Source organism: Streptosporangium album (assembly GCF_014203795.1).
Taxonomy (GTDB): domain Bacteria; phylum Actinomycetota; class Actinomycetes; order Streptosporangiales; family Streptosporangiaceae; genus Streptosporangium; species Streptosporangium album.
Map to the genome: position 1 here is coordinate 364,562 of NZ_JACHJU010000001.1, position 16,795 is coordinate 381,356.

Below are 16,795 nucleotides of genomic sequence, written 5' to 3' on the forward strand. Positions count from 1 at the left end.
CCCACGACCTCTCCTTCACATACGTGTCGAATCAGCCTACGCGATTCAACCCGTCAGCGAATCTCCGCTATCTCCGGACCGCGCTTGAACGGGTTGAGGTCGGGCACGTGGCCTTCGGCCGCCTGCTGCTCCATCGCCTGCCTGGCCTCCGGCGGAAGGCGCAGCCCGATCGCCTCCTTGGGCGCCATCGGCTCGTCCCCGCGGACCACGACGATGTCGCGGATGACGCTCTCCAGCGTCGCGGCGGCCTCGGCGTCCAGCGCGGCACGCCCGCTGATCACCGCGCGGAGGAACCAGCGCGGGCCGTCGACGCCGATGTAGCGGACGGGCTGGGCGACGCCGTCGGCCGGAACCTTGGCGGCCAGCTCGACACCGAACGGCCCCTCCCGCTCCTCGGTGGTGCCCCCGGCGCTCTTGACTCCCCCGGCGAGCTCGTCGCGCACCTCGTCCCAGATGCCGTTGCGCTTGGGCGCCGCGAACGCGTGCACCTGGAGGGCGCTCTCGTCCACCATGATGACCGCACCGACGATCTGCTCACCGGCCAGGTTGAGTTGCACCTCGAATCCTGGGTCGACCGGCAGGTGCATGCCACCGAGATCGACCCGCTCCCGCTCGGGGTACGGCTCGCCGGAGTCCCATGGGCCGGACTCACGTGCCGGGACCTGCTCGACCGGCTCGACCTCCTCGGCTCCTGCTGGGAACTCCTCGCGACGGCGACGTCCGAACACTTTCCTCACACTCCTTGAAGTCAACGGCCGGTGGATCCGAACCCGCCGGCGCCTCGCGCCGATCCGGGCAACCGGTCCACCTCGTAGAACGCGGCTCTCTCCACCCGCTGGATCACGAGCTGCGCGATTCGATCCCCCCTGCGCAGCCGTAGCGCGTCCTTGGTGTCGGTGTTGAGCAGCGTCACTCTGATCTCGCCCCGGTAGCCCGCGTCGACGGTGCCGGGCGCGTTCACGATCGTCACGCCGTGCTTGGCGGCCAGACCGGAACGCGGATGGACGAACGCGGCGTACCCGTCGGGCAGGGCGATCGCCACCCCGGTGCCCACCATGACCCGTTCCCCGGGGAGCAGTTCGACGTCCTCGGCGGCGTAGAGGTCCGCGCCCGCGTCGCCCGGGTGGGCGTAGGACGGTAGCGGCAGTTCGGCGTCGAGCCGGTGGATCAGCACCTCGACGTTGTCGGTCACGGGTTCACCTCGTACTCGTGGTGTTCGTCGATGATGGCCTGGGCATCTCCGTGCTTGGCGAAGTGCTCCATGCCCACCTCGACGAAGAGGGCGGCGGCCCGTACGGCGACCGGGCCGTCCGGCGAGCCGATCCGCCCCTCAGCCTCAAGGTACGCCTTCCGGCCGGATACTCCGGTACACCAGGCACGCAGGTGCAGAGTGGTGCCGACCGGGACCGGCGCGAGATAGTCGGTCTCCAGCCGTCCGGTGACGTAGGGACGCTGCAGAAGCCAGATGGACATGCCGATGACCTCGTCCATCGCCGTTGCCAGCACGCCGCCGTGCGCGAGGCCCGGCGCGCCCTGGTGTGCCTCCCCCACGGTGAACTCGGCCGTCACCGTGATCCCGTCAGGGGAGGTGGCGTTCAGATGGAGGCCGGTCGGATGCCGGTCGCCGCAGCCGAAGCAGTGGCCGTAATGCGGGCCGAGCGGGGCGCCGGGGGCGGGCGCGCCGGGGAGCGGCTGCGGCCGGACCGCTCCCGGCGGAGGGGTTGTCACGGTGGAACGGGTCACGGAGCAGAACGTTACTCCCTGGGCTGCGGTGACTTCTCATTCACCGGCTCATCGGGCTCGGGTGGCTCCGCCACCGGTCCGGGCGCTCCTTCGGGCACCGGTCCGGGCGGTCCTTCGGGCACCGGTCCGGGTGCCGGTGGAAGGGCACGCTGATGGCCTCTGAGCTCGGGTAGCGCCCGGTAGATCACGGCGGCGACCGGCACCGCCACCGCCGCCCCGGCGATGCCCGCCACGATGCCGCCCACGGCGAGCACCAGGATGATCGCCAGCGGGTGGAATTTCAGTGCCCTGCCGACGATCAGCGGCTGGAGCACGTGGTTCTCCAGTTGCTGCTCCACCACCAGGATGCCGAGGAAGATCAGGGCGTAGATCGGGCCCTTGGCGCCGAGGGTGACCAGGGTGGCGACCGCGCCGGCGAAGAAGATGCCGACGATGGGGATGAAGCTGGCCAGGAAGATCAACACCGCCAGCGGCGCCCAGAGCGGAACGCCCATCCCGGCCAGCACGACACCCATGATCACCCCGTGGACGGCGGCGACCGCCACGGTGCCCTGCACGTAGTGCGAGAGCGTCACCCAGGCGGCCCGGCCCGCCCGGTCGACGCGGGGCGCGGCCCCCCCGAAGGCCTGCAGGAACCACGACCAGATCCGGTCGCCGTCCTTGAGCAGGAAGAACGTGACGAAGAGCAGCAGCACGATGGAGGCCAGCACCTCCAGCGCCACCGTGGCGCCGGTGAGGACGGTCTGGGTGATCTGGTTGCGCTGCGCCGTGACCTGCTTGGTGACCTCGTCGATCCACGCGGTGATCTGATTCGGCTGCAGGTGCAACGGCCCGGTGTAGAGCCAGTTCTCGATGGTCTTCGCGGTCGCCCGCACCTGCTCGACCAGCCGGGGGAATTCGTCGTTGGCCCGCAGCCCGATGAACCAGCCGATGCCCCCCAGCACCGCCAGCGCGATCAGAATGGTGATCCACGTGGCGTAGATCGGCCGCATCCCCCTGTTCCGCAGCCACCGGGTGACCGGGAACAGCAGCGCGGTCAACAACAGCGCGACGGCCACCGGCAGGACCACGATGTGGAGTGTGGCGATGAACTGGGCGAAGTAGAACACCGCCCAACCGATGATGATCAGACACAGACTCCACGCGGCCAGGCGGAGCAGCGTGCGGGGCACCAGCTGGGTCAGTCGTTCCCGATCGGAGATCACACCCCAAGACTGGCACGCCGCATCCGGGAATGCGCGCGGTTATCGGCCGGACGCGGAAAGGAGGGGTCCTCGCCGGACCCCTCCCACCGTGCCACGTTGCGGGCCGGGTCAGCGCTCCTGCGGCGGCCGGTAGATCACCCTGTCGTCGAGGTAGCAGCTGCAGCTTCCACACCCTGGAGTCATAACCTGTCCTCCCCTCGCTTGTCCTTCCGACCGTACGGCCGAGACCGTCCGCCCGAAAGGACAGAGTTGCGTACGGAATCAGGCGAGGGCGACCTCCACCACCAGATCGCCGTCGCCCGGCTGGAGCACGAACTCCTCGATGACGCCCGCGCCGCACAGGTCGTCCTGCGCCTGCCGTACGAGATCGGCCTGGGGGCCGGTGACGGTCAGCCGGGAGACCTCTCCGCGCATCGAGAGCCTGGCGTCGGACTTGGCCTTGCGCACCCGGCCGAGCACCGTGGCCACCACCGGGAGCAACTCCGCGTCGCCGTCCCGCTCGGCGGCCGTGGGCCAGGGCACCCGGTGCACCGACCCCTCGCGCCACCAGGACCAGACCTCCTCGGTGACGAACGGCAGGAACGGGGCGAACAGCCGGAGCATGACGTCCAGCGCCTCGCGCAGCGCCGCGTGGGCCGAGCGGGCGGCCGGGCCGGTGTCGTAGGCGCGGGCCTTGACCAGCTCCAGGTAGTCGTCGCAGAACTCCCAGAAGAACCGTTCGGTCCGCTCCAGCGCCCGGGTGTGGTCGTAGGCCTCGAACGCCTCGGTGGCCTCGCGGACCACCTGCGACAGCCGGGCCAGCATCGACAGGTCGATCGGCTCGGTGACCTCGCCGCCGTCCTCCCCCAGACCCAGGACGAACCTGGAGGCGTTCAAAATCTTGACCGCCAGGCGGCGGCCGATCTTGAACTGTCCCTTGTCGAAGGTGGCGTCGGTGCCCAGGCGCCCGCTGGCGGCCCAGTAACGGATCGCGTCCGAGCCGTACTCCTCCAGCAGGCCCATCGGCGTGACGACGTTGCCCTTGGACTTGGACATCTTCTTGCGGTCCGGGTCGAGGATCCATCCGGAGATCGTGGTGTGCTTCCACGGCAGCACACCGTGCTCCAGATGGGAGCGGACGACGGTCGCGAACAGCCAGGTGCGGATGATGTCCTGCCCCTGAGGTCGCAGATCCATCGGGTAGACCCGCTCGAACAGGTCGTTGTCCTGCTCCCAGCCGCCCACGATCTGCGGGGACAGGGACGAGGTCCCCCAGGTGTCCATGACGTCCGGGTCGGCGATGAAACCACGCGGCTTGCCCCGTTGGTCCTTGGTGTAACCGGGCGGCACCTCGGTGGAGGGGTCCATGGGCAGCGTGGACTCATCCGGCAGGATGGGCGAGGAGTAGCCGGGTTCGCCCGCGTCGTCCAGCGGATACCAGACCGGGATCGGGACGCCGAAGAAGCGCTGCCTGGAGATCAGCCAGTCGCCCGCCAGGCCCTCGACCCAGTTGTCGTAGCGGGCCTTCATGTGGGGCGGGTGCCAGGAGAGCTCCTCCCCCCTGGCCAGCAGGGCATCCCGGAGGGCGCGGTCGCGTCCTCCGTTGCGGATGTGCCACTGGCGGGTGGTGACGATCTCCAGCGGCTTGTCGCCGTTCTCGTAGAACTTCACCGCGCGCTTCACCGGCCGCGGCTCGCCCTCCATGCCGCCGGACGCGCGCAGCAGCTCCACGATCCGCTCGCGGGCGCCGTGCACGGTCTTGCCCGCCAGCTCGGCGTACGGCTCCGCGGGGACGCCCTCGGGCGCCTCGGGGAGCATCCGGCCGTCCCAGCCGATGACGGCCCGGGTGGGCAGGTCCAGCTCGCGCCACCAGGTGACGTCGGTGATGTCGCCGAAGGTGCAGATCATCGCGATGCCGGAGCCCTTGTCGGGCTCGGCCAGGTGGTGGGCCAGCACCGGCACCTCGACGCCGAACAGCGGCGTCCTGACCATGGTGCCGAACAGCGGCCGGTAGCGCTCGTCGTCGGGGTGGGCGACCAGCGCCACGCAGGCGGGCAGCAACTCGGGGCGGGTCGTCTCGATCCAGACGCGGTCACCGAACCCCGCGGCCCGCTGCTCGGCCGAGAGCGTGAATCCGAGCCGGTGGAAGGAGCCGGGCCACTCCCGGTCCTCCAGCTCGGCCTGGGCGACGGCCGTACGGAAGGTGACGTCCCACAGCGTGGGCGCCTCCGCCACGTAGGCCTCACCGCGGGCCAGGTTTCGCAGGAAGGCGCGCTGGGAGGCGGCGCGCGCGCCGCCGTCGATGGTGGCGTAGGTCAGCGACCAGTCCACCGACAGGCCGAGGCGCCGCCACAGCTCCTCGAACGCCTTCTCGTCCTCGATGGTGAGCCGCTCGCACAGCTCGATGAAGTTGCGGCGCGAGATCGGCACCTGCCGCTTGGCGTCGGGTCTGGCCGGCGGTTCGAACTGCGGGTCGTAGGGGATGGAGGGATCGCAGCGCACGCCGAAGTGGTTCTGCACCCGGCGCTCGGTGGGCAGGCCGTTGTCGTCCCAGCCCATCGGGTAGAAGACCTCACGGCCGCGCATGCGCTGGAAGCGGGCGATCGTGTCGGTGTGGGTGTAGGAGAAGACGTGGCCGACGTGCAGGGATCCGGAGACGGTCGGTGGCGGGGTGTCGATCGAGTAGATCTCCTCCCGCGTGCGCGACCGGTCGAAGCGGTAGGTGCCCTCGGCCTCCCAGCGGGCTACACATACGGCTTCCAGCCCGTCGAGAGTCGGTTTCTCGGGCATGGGCGCATGGCGCGGTCGCTGTTGTGTCATGCCTCCCCATGGTAGGGCTTCACGCGACATCCGGCCGGGGAGGACTAGTGTTTCTGGTGCAGAGTGGAAAAAGGGGAGGACCCAATATGGCCGGCAAGACCGAGAAGCAGGACATGGCCTGGCGGGCCATCGGAGGCCTGGTGGGGCTGGCCACCGCCTGGGCCGCCAGGAAGGTCATCGGGTTCGCCTGGGAGAAGACCACCGGCAAGAAGCCCCCGTCGGACAACGAGTCCCTGGACATCAGTCTCGGTGAGGCGATCGGCTACGCCGTGGTGATGGGGGTGGGCATGCAGGTCGCGCAGATCCTGACCGCCCGCACCGCCCGGAAGCGTTACAACGCCTGGAAGGCCGTGAAGGACACGGCCAGGGACGTAACCTCCTGACGGTGGGGCGTGCCGCGGCGCGGAGGGTCAGGACTCCAGGGCGGCGAGAAACTCCTTCGCCCAGCGGTCCACGTCGTAGGTCGCCACCCGTCTGCGCAACGAGCGCATCCGGCGGGACAGATCGTGCGGCGTGGCCCGCATCGCGGTCAGCATCATCCGCTTGAGTCCGTCGATGTCGTAGGGGTTCACCATGAACGCCTGGCGCAGCTCGTCGGCCGCACCGGCGAACTCGCTGAGCACCAGCGCGCCGCGCAGGTCGTTGCGGCAGGCGATGTACTCCTTGGCGACCAGGTTCATCCCGTCGCGCAGCGGGGTCACCACCATCACGTCGGCGGCCAGGTAGAGCGAGGCCAGCTCGTCCCTGCCGTAGGACTGGTGCATGTACTGCACCGGCTGCAGGCCCAGCTCGCCCTGCTCCCCGTTGATCCGGCCGACCTGCCGATCGATCGAGTCGCGCAACCGGACGTACTCCTCCACCCGCTCCCGGCTCGGCGTCGCGATCTGCACGAACGCCGCCTCCCCCGCCTTGATCGAGCCCTCGCAGAGCAGCTCCTCGAACGCCTTCAGCCGCTGGCCGATGCCCTTGGTGTAGTCGAGGCGGTCGACGCCGAGCAGCACGCACTCGGGGTCGCCCAGCTCGGCGCGGATCTCCTTGGCCCGCTCGATGATGTGCGGCTCGCGGACCAGGGAGTCGAACTCGCCGAAGTCCACGGAGATGGGGAACGCCGCGACCCGGACGACCCTGTCGTCCACCTGGATCTCGTTCTTCTGGTGCTGCAGGCCCAGCAGGATGCGGCAGAGCCGGATGAAGTTGGACGCGCCACCGGGGCGCTGGAACCCCACGAGGTCGGCGCCCAGGAGGCCCTCCACGATCTCCTTGCGCCACGGGAGCTGGGAGAACAGCTCGACGGGAGGGAAGGGGATGTGCAGGAAGAAACCGATGCGCAGGTCGGGGCGGAGCTTGCGCAGCATGGCCGGGACCAGCTGGAGCTGGTAGTCCTGAACCCACACCACCGCGTTCTCCGCGGCCTCCTCGGCGGCGGCGCGGGCGAAACGCTCGTTGACCGTCCGGTAGGCCTCCCAGGTGGTCCGCGAGTAGACCGGGGGGGCGACCACGTCGTGGTAGAGGGGCCAGAGGGTGGCGTTGGAGAAGCCCTCGTAGTAGAGCTCCACCTCCGACTCCGACAGCGGCACGGGGATGAGGTGCATGCCGTCGTGGTCGAAGGGCCCGAGCTGCTCGTCGGGGGCGCCGTGCCAGCCGATCCAGGCGCCCTCCCGGCGCTGGAGGACGGGGGCGATCGCGGTGACCAGGCCGCCGGGGCTGCGCCGCCAGGTGTCCTCCCCCGCCCGGTCGACGGGAAGGCGGTTAGCCACGATCAGAAACGGACTGCGGCCCTGCACAAATTCCTCCAGATAGTAGTCTTACCCGTAACGACTACCCAATCTGGGCGTTTCTATGACTTTACAGGTGGAAGTGTCCGGTTAATCCTTAGATCCGCCCGGACCATCGTGGCGAGCTTCCGGGTGGCGGCGCGGTTGAGCGCCCCGCCGGCCACGGCGCCGGTGAGGAAGGGGCCGAGCGTGGTCAGGTTGCGCCCGAGGGTACGCATCAACCGGTTGCGCAGCGCGGTCTTGGTGGCGGTGCCCAGCGCGACGGTGACCGTGGCGGGGGACATGGGGTCGACCCCGCGCTGCTTGGACCAGGCGGTGACGAAGGCCATCGCCCGCTGGGAGCCGTTACCGGGCACCGGTATGCCGTAGACCTCGTGAAGCTCGGCGATGAGCTTGACCTCGATCGCGGCCACCACGAGAGTCTCGGCCACAAGCTGGGCGGGGGCGGACAGCAGCAGGGGCGGAGCGGCGAACTCGGCCGCCGCGAGGGCCCCGCCGATGGCGCCGACCGTCATGGTCGCCTTGGACGCGGTGCGCGCCAGGTCGTCCGCCAGCGCCTCGGAGGTGAGACCGTGGTGGTGTTCGGAGAGGGTGGCGAGATCGCGGATCGGGATGCGGGGGGCCACGGCCATGAACATGTCGGCCAGCCACCGGCCCCGGCCCGTCCCGGATGCCTTGGCCTTCTTCGCCCCTGTGGTCAGCCTCGTCGTGAGGCGGCCGAGCAGCCGTCGCCGCTCGGCGCCATCCATGTCGCCGGGCTCCGCGAGCCTGCCGACGATCTCGGCCACTTCGTGCTCCGGTGTGCCGGCCGACCCCTCGGCCGTGGAGTCGTCCGGCTTGGCACCGGTCCCTCTGTTCTCTGACGGCATGTCTCGGAACCTCCTCAAGGCTTGTCCTGGGGCCCTACCCTTCCATTGGAGAGCACACTTCGGACAGGCCGTCGGAATGATCGTCAGGCCGCGCACTCCCGGCAGATCTGCTGGCCGTTCCTTTCAACGGCGAGCTGACTGCGGTGATGCACCAGGAAGCAACGCCCGCAGGTGAACTCGTCGGCCTGACGAGGAATCACCCGGAGCGAAAGCTCCTCGTTCGACAGATCCGCACCCGGCAGTTCGAGCGACTCGGCGAGATCCGTCTCGTCGATGTCGATGCTGCCCGAGGACTTGTCGGTACGGCGTGCCTGCAGTTCCTGAAGACTGTCCTCATTGAGGTCGTCGTCGGTCTTGCGTGGGCTGTCGTAATCGGTTGCCATCGGTCTGCTCCATCCCCCTCATCTATCTGTCTGCGCCGGCTCGCGCGTATGTAACGCACGAGAGGCCCAACTTGTGCCCAATCCGACAGAGAGATTCCTGCTTCGGTACCCCGCTGGAATAGGCGCTGAACCTCCCTACACGTGAGGGACCCGCCGCCAATAGGCATGGTTAGCCAAATATGGCGTAAACCACAGCGTTGGCGACATGAACCACCGTGTTCGACGGCACATCCAACCACATGTACGGCGTGAACGAGACGCCCCCCGCCGGATCAGCGTGCCTGGAGTCTCACAGTCACCACCAGACCTCCTCCGTCCCTGGGAACGGCGGTCACGTTGCCCCCGTGAGCCCGCACGACCGCACGGACGATGGACAGCCCGAGACCCGCTCCCCTGGCCGATTCGACCCGGTCGGCGTTGAGCCGCCGGAACGGCTCGAACAGGCTGTTCACCTCGTATGCGGGCACATGCGGCCCCGTGTTGGCCACCTGAACAACCAGTGCCCCCTCCACCATTCCCGTACGTACCCACAAACGTCCGGATTCGGGAAGGTTGTGCTTTATCGCGTTCTCCACGAGATTGGCCACGCAGCGCTCCAGCAGCACCGGATCGCCTTCGGTGGCGGCGTTCCGGAGCTCGGCGGTCATGGTGACCCCGGCCTCCTCGGCACGCGAGGTGAGCTGGTCAACGGCGGTCTCGGCGACGTCCTTCATGTCCACCGGCTTGCGCACGCTAAGCTCACGCTCGCTGCGGGCCAGGAGCAGCAGGCCCTCGATGAGCTGTTCGTTGCGGGCGTTGACCTCCAGGAGCGTACGGCCCAGCGCCTTGAGATCCCCCGACGCCTCGGGGTCTCCCAGGGCGATCTCCAGGACCGTCCGATTGATCGTCAAGGGGGTCCGGAGCTCGTGTGAGGCGTTGGCCACGAATCTTCGCTGTGTGTCGAACGCCACATTGAGCCTGGTCAGCATGGCGTCGAAGGTATCGGCCAGTTCCTTGAGCTCGTCGTTGGGCCCCTTGAGGTCGATCCGCTCGTGGGCGAGCGTGGTGCCGGAGAGCTTGCGGGCCGTCGTGGTCATCTGCTGGATCGGCTTGAGCGCCCGGTCGGCGACGAGATAACCGATGATGACCGCCAGGATGCCCACGCCCGCCAGGGCCATCAGCGAGCGGCTGAGCAGGGCGTTACGTGCCTCATAGACCGCGGCGACCCGGGCCAGGTTCCACTGCTCCTGGAACTTCTGCTCGTAGAGGGCCGGCGCGTCCGGCAGGCTGACGTGCGGCCAGGCCTCGTTGATGGCCCAGCCCACCATCATGTAGATCACGAACAGCAGGAGCATCCCTGCCACGAAGAACAGCACGCCGTAGGTGATGGTGAGCCGCCACCGGATGCTGACCCGGTCGATGACCGCCCTCGCCCAGTCGGGGATCGTGGGCCGCACCGGAGGGACACCCGTCGGCGGCGGCCCGTCCCATACCGGCGGTCCGGTCGGCGGCGGGGCCTGGGCCCGGACCGGAGAGGTGAAGGACGGCCGCTCGCCCTTCCTGGCCTCCCTCTCGGAGTGCGGGCTGATCATCGGATGGGTGGGCACGGATCCGCGCGGCTCACCGGCCGGAACGGCGGCGCGCCGTTCCTCTCCCCCGCTCTCTGGAACACTCACAGCTTGTATCCGACTCCGGGCACCGTCTCGATCACCTGAGGCTCGCCCAGCTTCTTCCTCAGCGTCATCATGGTGACGCGCACCACGTTGGTGAACGGGTCGATGTTCTCGTCCCAGGCCTTGTCCAGCAGATCCTCCTGGCTGACGACGGCGCCCTCGGCGCGCATCAGCTCCTCCAGGACCGCGAACTCCTTCTTGGTGAGCGCGACCTCCTGACCGTCCCTGGTGACCAGCCGCTTGCCCGGGTCGAGGCGGACCCCGGCCCGTTCCAGCACCGGCGGCAACGCCGGGGCCGAGCGGCGGCCCAGCGCCCGCACCCGCGCGACGAGCTCGATGAACACGAAGGGTTTGGCCAGGTAGTCGTCGGCGCCCAGCCCCAGCCCCTCCACCTTGTCGTCGACGTCCCCGGAGGCGGTCAGCATCAGGATGCGCGACGCGGTCCGCTCCGCCACCAGGCGGCGGCAGACCTCGTCGCCGTGGACCTTGGGCAGGTCCCGGTCCAAGACGATCACGTCATAGTCGATGTAGCCGGTCCGTTCCAGCGCGCTGGCACCGTCGTAGGCCACATCCACGGCCATGGCCTCCCGCCGGAGCCCGGTCGCGATCGCGTCGGCGAGCACCCGCTCGTCCTCAACCACAAGCACCCGCACGGCCTTTCGTACCTCCTGTGAAATAAGGGAGAGCCGCTGAGCGGCCTCCCATTGTCGGCACACTCCCCGTAAGCCGGCGGTAAGGCCGGTGCCCCAACAACCACAGTCCGTGATGTGTGACACATACAGGTTTAGCCGATACGCGTTGCTGGGTACAGCCGGAGCCAACCCCCATACCAGCTTTACCCTTCAGTCCCCCTTGAGAAAGAAGGTGAGATGGGCGAGTTCACCACCACGATCGAACACCGCCTCGACCAGGCCTACAGGAACCTGCAAGAGGCCGAGTCGAGCGGCGACGACTACCTCGCCGACACCCTCACCGCCGAGATCGAGGATCTCCGCCGTCTGGCCACAGACAACGGCGTCCCCATCCAGCGCTGATGTGAAAAGCCCCCCGGTGCGTCGCCGGGGGGCTTTTTCATGTGCCGGCCGGGCCTTGCGCGGCCGGCATGCCTTCAGGCGTCGCGCTCCGGGTTCAGCGGTACCAGCAGCTCGTGCAACTCCTCGAACAGGCCCGGCGCCGCGCAGAGCGTGAGCTCCGGGTTGGCCGGTCTGCCGTTCAGACCGCCCAACCTGGCTCCCGCCTCGGTGGCGACGAGACCACCGGCCGCGTAGTCCCAGGCCTGCGGACCCCGCTCGTAGTAGCCGTCCACCCGGCCGGCCGCCACCGAGCACAGGTCCGCCGCCGCCGAACCGGCCCGGCGGATGTCGCGCACGCGCGGCACCACGTGGGTGAGCACCTCCGCCTGGACCTTCCGCCGCCCGACCTCGTAACCGAACCCGGTGGCGATCAACGCCCGGTTCAGCGGCACACCGGTGTTGCAGTGCAGCCGCTCCCCCGCCAGCCACGCGCCCTCGCCCTTGGCCGCGGTGAAGACCTCCCCGCGGGGCACCACGTTGACCACGCCGGCGACGACCTCGCCGTCGACCTCGACCGCGATGCTGACCGCCCAGTCGGGCAGGCCGTACAGGAAGTTGACCGTCCCGTCGATCGGGTCCACGATCCAGCGGACCCGGCCGCCGCCGGTCGAGCCGCCCTCCTCGCCGAGGATCGCGTCATCCGGCCTGACCGCCTTGATCCTGGCGCGGATCAGCTCCTCCGACGCCCGGTCCAGCGCGGTCACCACGTCGGTGGGGCTGGACTTGGTGGCCAGCACCTCGGGCCGGGCGGGCCGTTTGGCCAGGAGCATCTCCCCGGCCTCCCGGGCGATCTCCTCGGCCAGGTGGGCGAAGGTGCCCACGGTCTCCACCGTCACGATCGCTCCCCCCTCATCGTCGTTTCGCGGGGCGCGCCGGGTGGCCGGTCCGGTTCACGAGAGCGACTCCGGCCGCTTCCACTCCCGGCCGAGAACGTGCTGGTCCAGGAAGGCCAGCACCGTCTCGTACCAGACGACGGCGTTGCCCGGCTTGAGCACCCAGTGGTTCTCGTCCGGGAAGTACAGGAACTTCGACTCCACGTCCGAGCGCTGCAGGTCCCACCACAGGCGCAGGCCCTCGCCGATGGGCACCCGGTAGTCCTTGTCCCCGTGGATGACCAGCATCGGCGTGGAGATCTCCGGCAGGGACAGGTGCGGGGAGAGCTTGCCGTACAGCTCACCGCCGACCGGCCCGAACTCCCGCTGCCAATAGGCGGGGGCGTCGGTGGTGCCGGCGAACTGGTCCAGGTTCCAGAGCGAGGCGTGGGTGACGATCGCCTTGAACCGGTCGGTGTGCCCGGCGACCCAGTTGGCCATGTAGCCGCCGAACGATCCGCCCATGGCGGCGGTCCGGGTGGCGTCCACCTCGGGCAGCTCCAGCGCGGCGTCGGTGATCGACATCAGGTCGGCGTGGGTGCGCGGGCCCCAGTCGGCCCAGCCGCGCCTGATCATCTCGGGTCCGTAACCGGTGGACAGGCAGGGGTCGGGCAGCAGGACGGCGTAGCCGTGCTGGGCCATGATCCACGGGTTCCACCGCCATGACCAGTCGTTCCAGCTCGACAGCGGGCCGCCGTGGATCCAGAGCAGGAACGGCGCGGGGTTCTCCGCCGAGGCCCCCTCGGGCAGCACGAGCCAGGCCCGGACCGTCGCACCGTCGTCGGTGGTCGCGGTGACCTCGGTCAGGGTGCCGGGCAGCTCCAGCTCGGGCGCCGGGGAGGCCAGCTCCTCGACCGTGCCGTCGGCGGTGACGCGGACCGGTCCGGCGGCGCGGTCCACCGCGCTGCGCAGCGCGTAGACGGCGCCGTCGGAGGCGACGTTGAGCGAGGAGTAGGCGCCGTCGTCGGGCGTGAGCCGCGCCGGCTCGGAGCCGTCGGCGGGGACGTGGAAGATCGGGCGCCGGCCGTTGTGGTCGGCGGCCACGTACAGGGAGCGCGAGTCGGGAGCCCAGGCGATGTCCGCCGGCCAGAGCTCGCCGCCGGCGGCGTGCCCCTCCCCGGTGGCCAGGTCCACGACCCACAGGGTGGGTTCGGGGATGCTCTCGGCGGTGGCCTGGTTGGCGCGCACGCACACGACCAGACGCCCGTCGGGAGAAACCTTGATCGGACCGTCGAAGTCGTGGCCGTCCTGCTCGGCCAGGACCCGCTGGGCTCCGGCGTCGGCCGTCTCGATCGCCACCAGCCGGGAGCGCGTCTCGCCGGCCGGCAACAGCACCGTCCAGGTCGTCACGACCGTCCCGCCGTCGGGGGTCACGTCGTAGGAGGCCTCGGTCAACGCCTTGCCCGGCTGCGGGGTGAGGTCCCTGACCTCGGTCAGCCGGTCGTCGCCGAGGTTCCCGGCGAACAGCCGGGGCTCGCCGGGGCCGAGGTCATGGTCCCAGTAGCGCACCGGGGAGCTCTCGTGCAGGATCGCGCTGATCCCGGCCTCCTTGCGGGCCTTGCGCCGCTCGTCCTCGGTGGCCTCGTCACCGGGCAGGACGTCGGAGCCGAAGACCACGCTCCGGCCGCCGGTCGCGAAGCCCGCCACGCCTCCGGGCCGGGAGGCGATCTGCCTGGCCTCGCCGCCGGCCGCGGGCAGCAGCCAGAGCGCCGGGACCTCCTCGTCTGCGTCCTTGACGGTCGGGTCGGGGCGGCGCGAGCCGAAGAGCAGATCACCCTCGGAGGTGAACTCGGCGCCGGCCTCGCCCTTGACTGATCTGGTCAGCCGGTACGGTCTGCGCCCGTCGAGGGGGATCTCCCACAGGGACGTTCCGTAGGACTTGCCGTCGGCGTTCAGGGCCTGCACGATGCTGACCAGACGGGTTCCGTCAGGGGAGAGCCGCAGGGACGCCACCCGCGGTACGCCGACATAGTCGCGAATGTCGTTGAAAGGGGTCACCCTCCGAACCTACATCGGGCGTCGTCACCGGTCGCGCATCCGTAGGGGCCCGCCACCGAAAAACCAGATGTGACCATGCATGAGGACGTCCCGGCATGCGGTTTGATGAATGCCATGGGGACCTATGACGCATTGCTCGTCGTCTCGTTCGGAGGGCCGGAGAAGCCCGACGACGTGATGCCGTTTCTGGAGAACGTCGTGCGGGGCCGGGGGATCCCGCGCGAGCGGCTGCTGGAGGTCGAGGCTCACTACCAGCGTTTCGGCGGGATGAGCCCGATCAACCAGCGGTGCCGCGACCTGATCACGGCGGTCGGCCCGACCATCGACCTGCCGGTCTACTGGGGGAACCGCAACTGGCATCCCTATCTGGAGGACACGCTCCGCCAGATGGCCGCCGACGGCGTGCGCAGGGCGGCGGCGTTCGTCACCGCCGCCTACAGCTCCTACTCGGCCTGCCGGCAGTACATCGACGACATCGCGCTGGCCAGGGCCGCGGTGGAGGGCGCCCCGGAGATCGTCAAGCTCCGGCACTACTTCGACCACCCCGGCTTCGTCGCGGCCATGGTGGAACACACCCGCGAGGCGCTCGCGGAGCTGCCGGCCGAGCACCGGGACGCCGCGCGCCTGGTCTTCACCGCACACAGCATCCCGACGTCGATGGCCGACACGGCCGGCCCGCAGGGCGGGGCCTACGAGGCGCAGCTACGCCGGGCGGCCTCGTTGATCACCGCCGAGCTGGGCGGCGACCGGCCGTGGGACCTGGTCTGGCAGAGCCGCAGCGGCGCCCCGCACATCCCCTGGCTGGAGCCCGACGTCTGCGACCATCTGCGGGAGGTCGACGCCCCCGCGGTGGTGCTGGTGCCGATCGGGTTCGTCTCCGACCACATGGAGGTCGTCTACGACCTCGACGTGGAGGCGGTGGAGGTGGCCGAGGAGATCGGTCTCCCGCTGGCCAGGGCCGCCACCGCGGGCACCCACCCCCGGTTCGTCTCGATGATCGGCGAGCTGCTGGCCGAACCGGAGCCGGTGGCCTGCGCGGCCACCTGCTGCCCCGCCCCACCGCGCCGCCCGGTCCAGCCGTCGGGGGCGGGCCGTCAGGGGTAGGCGCGGGCGTAGCCCTGGGAGATGGACATGACCTTGGCGACATACGACCAGGAGTGGTTGTAGAACCAGATGGCCTTCTCCAGCTTTTTGCCGCCCTGCCCCGCTCCGTTGGCGCACAGGTAGCCGGCCGCCGAGGGGACGGCGTCGTAGGGGCTCCAGATGTTCGCGACGCCGTCGCCGTCGCCGTCCACACCGTAGGTCTTCCAGGTGGCGGGCATGAACTGCATGGGCCCCTGGGCTCCCGCCGAGGACGGCCCGTTGTTGCGCCCGTGCGAGCTCTCCACCTGGCCGATCGCGGCGAGCACCGTCCATGACAGGCCAGGGCAGGCCACGGCCGACCTGCGATACAGCTCCAGGTAGCTGCCGGGCCGTCCGACGGCCACCTGCCGGACCGCGCCCGGCTGCCTGCCGGTGGTGGCCTCGTCCGTGGTCGCGTTCTCCGTGGCGGGCCTGCCGATGGTGGGCTTCTTCACGGCGGCCGTACGGCCCGCGCCCACGGTGACCACCTGGGCGCCGGAGCTCAGCAGCCTGCGCACCCGGGCGTTCAGGGTGGCCACGGCCTTCTGCGGACCGTTCACCAGCAGTGCCACGCCCGGCAGCAGCCCGAGCCGCCGCCCGGTCTCGGCGCTCACCAGGCCGTCCACGCCGGGCAGGCCGAACGGGGCGGAGGCCGCGACCCTGAGCCGGATGCCGCCGTCCACCTGGTACTGCGAGCCGAGGGCCAGCCCGAGACGGCGCACGGCCGAACTGTCGGCGACGAACTCTCCCGCGGCCAGCGCGCTCCAGACGCCGGGCTGCTCGGCCACGGCCTTCGGCGCCCAGGTGCGGAACCGGGACGGATCGACCGCGAGCAGGTTGAGTCCGACCCCGGAGACCTTGACCGCGCCCCCGTCGAAGGAGTCCACCTTCTCCACATACTTGAGCTGGGAGATGTCCTCCAGGGTCTGCTGGGACAGTGTCGCCTGGGAGATGACCAGCAGCCGGGGCGGCGTGAGGGCGATCTCGGCGCTCTGGGGTGCCGGGGTGGGGCTGGCGACCGGAGGGCTGGGCACAGGGGTGAGCGCCGCCAGGTCCCGGACGCCGGACTCGGCCGCGGCGACCGTGAGAGAGCCGGTGGGACGGGTGACGACGAACACCACGCCGCCGACGACCGCGAGCGCGACCACGACGGCGAGTATCGTGACGAAAGCCCACAACCGGGGAAGATGCGACACCGCGCTCACGTTAGCCCCAACAGGCCGCGGCGCGTGCCATTGCCAGGAAAATAGCTTGCCAGGCAGTGGTTTGGTGCGAAATCGTCGGTACGATCTACGTCTGAAACG

Annotated in this window: 16 protein-coding genes; 3 read left to right on the forward strand and 13 right to left on the reverse strand. The window is 69.9% G+C overall.

What is annotated here, in order from left to right; all coding sequences use genetic code 11:
• Window positions 1-53 precede the first annotated feature (53 nt).
• The 5 genes from FHR32_RS01610 to valS form a co-directional block, all read right to left on the reverse strand.
• Complete coding sequence (locus FHR32_RS01610) at window positions 54-728, reverse strand: DUF3710 domain-containing protein (RefSeq protein ID WP_184752333.1); 675 nt, start codon at window positions 726-728, stop codon at window positions 54-56.
• A gap of 20 nt (window positions 729-748) precedes the next feature.
• Window positions 749-1,192, reverse strand: coding sequence for a dUTP diphosphatase (gene dut / locus FHR32_RS01615; RefSeq protein WP_184752335.1), 444 nt, complete (start codon window positions 1,190-1,192; stop codon window positions 749-751).
• The gene (locus tag FHR32_RS01620; protein ID WP_184752337.1) at window positions 1,189-1,743 is read right to left on the reverse strand and encodes a PaaI family thioesterase; all 555 of its coding nucleotides are present in this window, start codon (window positions 1,741-1,743) and stop codon (window positions 1,189-1,191) included. Before FHR32_RS01620 ends, dut begins: the two co-directional genes overlap by 4 nt.
• Before the next feature lie 11 nt (window positions 1,744-1,754).
• Complete coding sequence (locus FHR32_RS01625; RefSeq protein ID WP_184752339.1) at window positions 1,755-2,948, reverse strand: AI-2E family transporter; 1,194 nt, start codon at window positions 2,946-2,948, stop codon at window positions 1,755-1,757.
• Between the two features lie 261 nt (window positions 2,949-3,209).
• The gene (gene valS / locus FHR32_RS01630; protein WP_184752341.1) at window positions 3,210-5,747 is read right to left on the reverse strand and encodes a valine--tRNA ligase; all 2,538 of its coding nucleotides are present in this window, start codon (window positions 5,745-5,747) and stop codon (window positions 3,210-3,212) included.
• Between the two features lie 86 nt (window positions 5,748-5,833).
• Between valS and FHR32_RS01635 the strand changes: the two genes are divergently transcribed.
• The gene (locus FHR32_RS01635; RefSeq protein WP_184752343.1) at window positions 5,834-6,130 is read left to right on the forward strand and encodes a DUF4235 domain-containing protein; all 297 of its coding nucleotides are present in this window, start codon (window positions 5,834-5,836) and stop codon (window positions 6,128-6,130) included.
• 27 nt (window positions 6,131-6,157) lie between these two features.
• Here the strand turns inward: FHR32_RS01635 and FHR32_RS01640 are convergent, their stop codons facing one another.
• The 5 genes from FHR32_RS01640 to FHR32_RS01660 form a co-directional block, all read right to left on the reverse strand.
• Window positions 6,158-7,531, reverse strand: a complete 1,374-nt coding sequence (locus FHR32_RS01640) for an alpha,alpha-trehalose-phosphate synthase (UDP-forming) (RefSeq protein WP_184752346.1) — start codon at window positions 7,529-7,531, stop codon at window positions 6,158-6,160.
• Window positions 7,532-7,584: 53 nt separating this feature from the next.
• On the reverse strand, window positions 7,585-8,391 hold the full coding sequence (locus FHR32_RS01645; protein ID WP_184752348.1) for a hypothetical protein: 807 nt from the start codon (window positions 8,389-8,391) through the stop codon (window positions 7,585-7,587).
• A gap of 83 nt (window positions 8,392-8,474) precedes the next feature.
• Window positions 8,475-8,774 carry a DUF4193 domain-containing protein gene (locus FHR32_RS01650; RefSeq protein WP_184752350.1) on the reverse strand — a complete coding sequence of 100 codons (300 nt, stop codon included), beginning with the start codon at window positions 8,772-8,774 and terminating at the stop codon, window positions 8,475-8,477.
• A 272-nt stretch (window positions 8,775-9,046) separates the two neighbouring features.
• The gene (locus FHR32_RS01655) at window positions 9,047-10,345 is read right to left on the reverse strand and encodes a sensor histidine kinase (protein ID WP_184756300.1); all 1,299 of its coding nucleotides are present in this window, start codon (window positions 10,343-10,345) and stop codon (window positions 9,047-9,049) included.
• 80 nt (window positions 10,346-10,425) lie between these two features.
• Complete coding sequence (locus tag FHR32_RS01660; RefSeq protein ID WP_184752352.1) at window positions 10,426-11,079, reverse strand: response regulator transcription factor; 654 nt, start codon at window positions 11,077-11,079, stop codon at window positions 10,426-10,428.
• Between the two features lie 216 nt (window positions 11,080-11,295).
• Here FHR32_RS01660 and FHR32_RS01665 point away from each other — a divergent pair, with 216 nt between their 5' ends.
• Entirely contained in the window at window positions 11,296-11,460 is a 165-nt protein-coding gene (locus FHR32_RS01665) for a hypothetical protein (protein ID WP_184752354.1), read from the forward strand.
• 74 nt (window positions 11,461-11,534) lie between these two features.
• On the opposite strand, the gene FHR32_RS01670 is transcribed toward FHR32_RS01665, so the two are convergent.
• Together FHR32_RS01670 and FHR32_RS01675 are read right to left on the reverse strand one after the other, a co-directional pair.
• Window positions 11,535-12,329 carry an inositol monophosphatase family protein gene (locus FHR32_RS01670; RefSeq protein ID WP_184756301.1) on the reverse strand — a complete coding sequence of 265 codons (795 nt, stop codon included), beginning with the start codon at window positions 12,327-12,329 and terminating at the stop codon, window positions 11,535-11,537.
• Between the two features lie 60 nt (window positions 12,330-12,389).
• The gene (locus FHR32_RS01675) at window positions 12,390-14,369 is read right to left on the reverse strand and encodes a prolyl oligopeptidase family serine peptidase (RefSeq protein ID WP_184752356.1); all 1,980 of its coding nucleotides are present in this window, start codon (window positions 14,367-14,369) and stop codon (window positions 12,390-12,392) included.
• A 114-nt stretch (window positions 14,370-14,483) separates the two neighbouring features.
• Between FHR32_RS01675 and FHR32_RS01680 the strand changes: the two genes are divergently transcribed.
• Window positions 14,484-15,473, forward strand: a complete 990-nt coding sequence (locus FHR32_RS01680) for a ferrochelatase (RefSeq protein ID WP_246465896.1) — start codon at window positions 14,484-14,486, stop codon at window positions 15,471-15,473.
• Here FHR32_RS01680 and FHR32_RS01685 read toward each other — a convergent pair.
• Window positions 15,464-16,687 carry a lytic transglycosylase domain-containing protein gene (locus tag FHR32_RS01685; RefSeq protein ID WP_312881851.1) on the reverse strand — a complete coding sequence of 408 codons (1,224 nt, stop codon included), beginning with the start codon at window positions 16,685-16,687 and terminating at the stop codon, window positions 15,464-15,466. The two genes, FHR32_RS01680 and FHR32_RS01685, sit on opposite strands and share 10 nt — an antisense overlap.
• Window positions 16,688-16,795 lie beyond the last annotated feature (108 nt).

Excerpts from the sequence above, each read along its gene's own strand:
- valS (WP_184752341.1), bottom strand. The coding sequence starts at position 5,747 with ATGACACAACAGCGACCGCGCCATGCGCCCATGCCCGAGAAACCGACT.
- FHR32_RS01635 (WP_184752343.1), top strand. The coding sequence starts at position 5,834 with ATGGCCGGCAAGACCGAGAAGCAGGACATGGCCTGGCGGGCCATCGGA.
- FHR32_RS01645 (WP_184752348.1), bottom strand. The coding sequence starts at position 8,391 with ATGCCGTCAGAGAACAGAGGGACCGGTGCCAAGCCGGACGACTCCACG.
- FHR32_RS01650 (WP_184752350.1), bottom strand. The coding sequence starts at position 8,774 with ATGGCAACCGATTACGACAGCCCACGCAAGACCGACGACGACCTCAAT.
- FHR32_RS01655 (WP_184756300.1), bottom strand. The coding sequence starts at position 10,345 with ATGATCAGCCCGCACTCCGAGAGGGAGGCCAGGAAGGGCGAGCGGCCG.
- FHR32_RS01665 (WP_184752354.1), top strand. The coding sequence starts at position 11,296 with ATGGGCGAGTTCACCACCACGATCGAACACCGCCTCGACCAGGCCTAC.
- FHR32_RS01680 (WP_246465896.1), top strand. The coding sequence starts at position 14,484 with ATGGGGACCTATGACGCATTGCTCGTCGTCTCGTTCGGAGGGCCGGAG.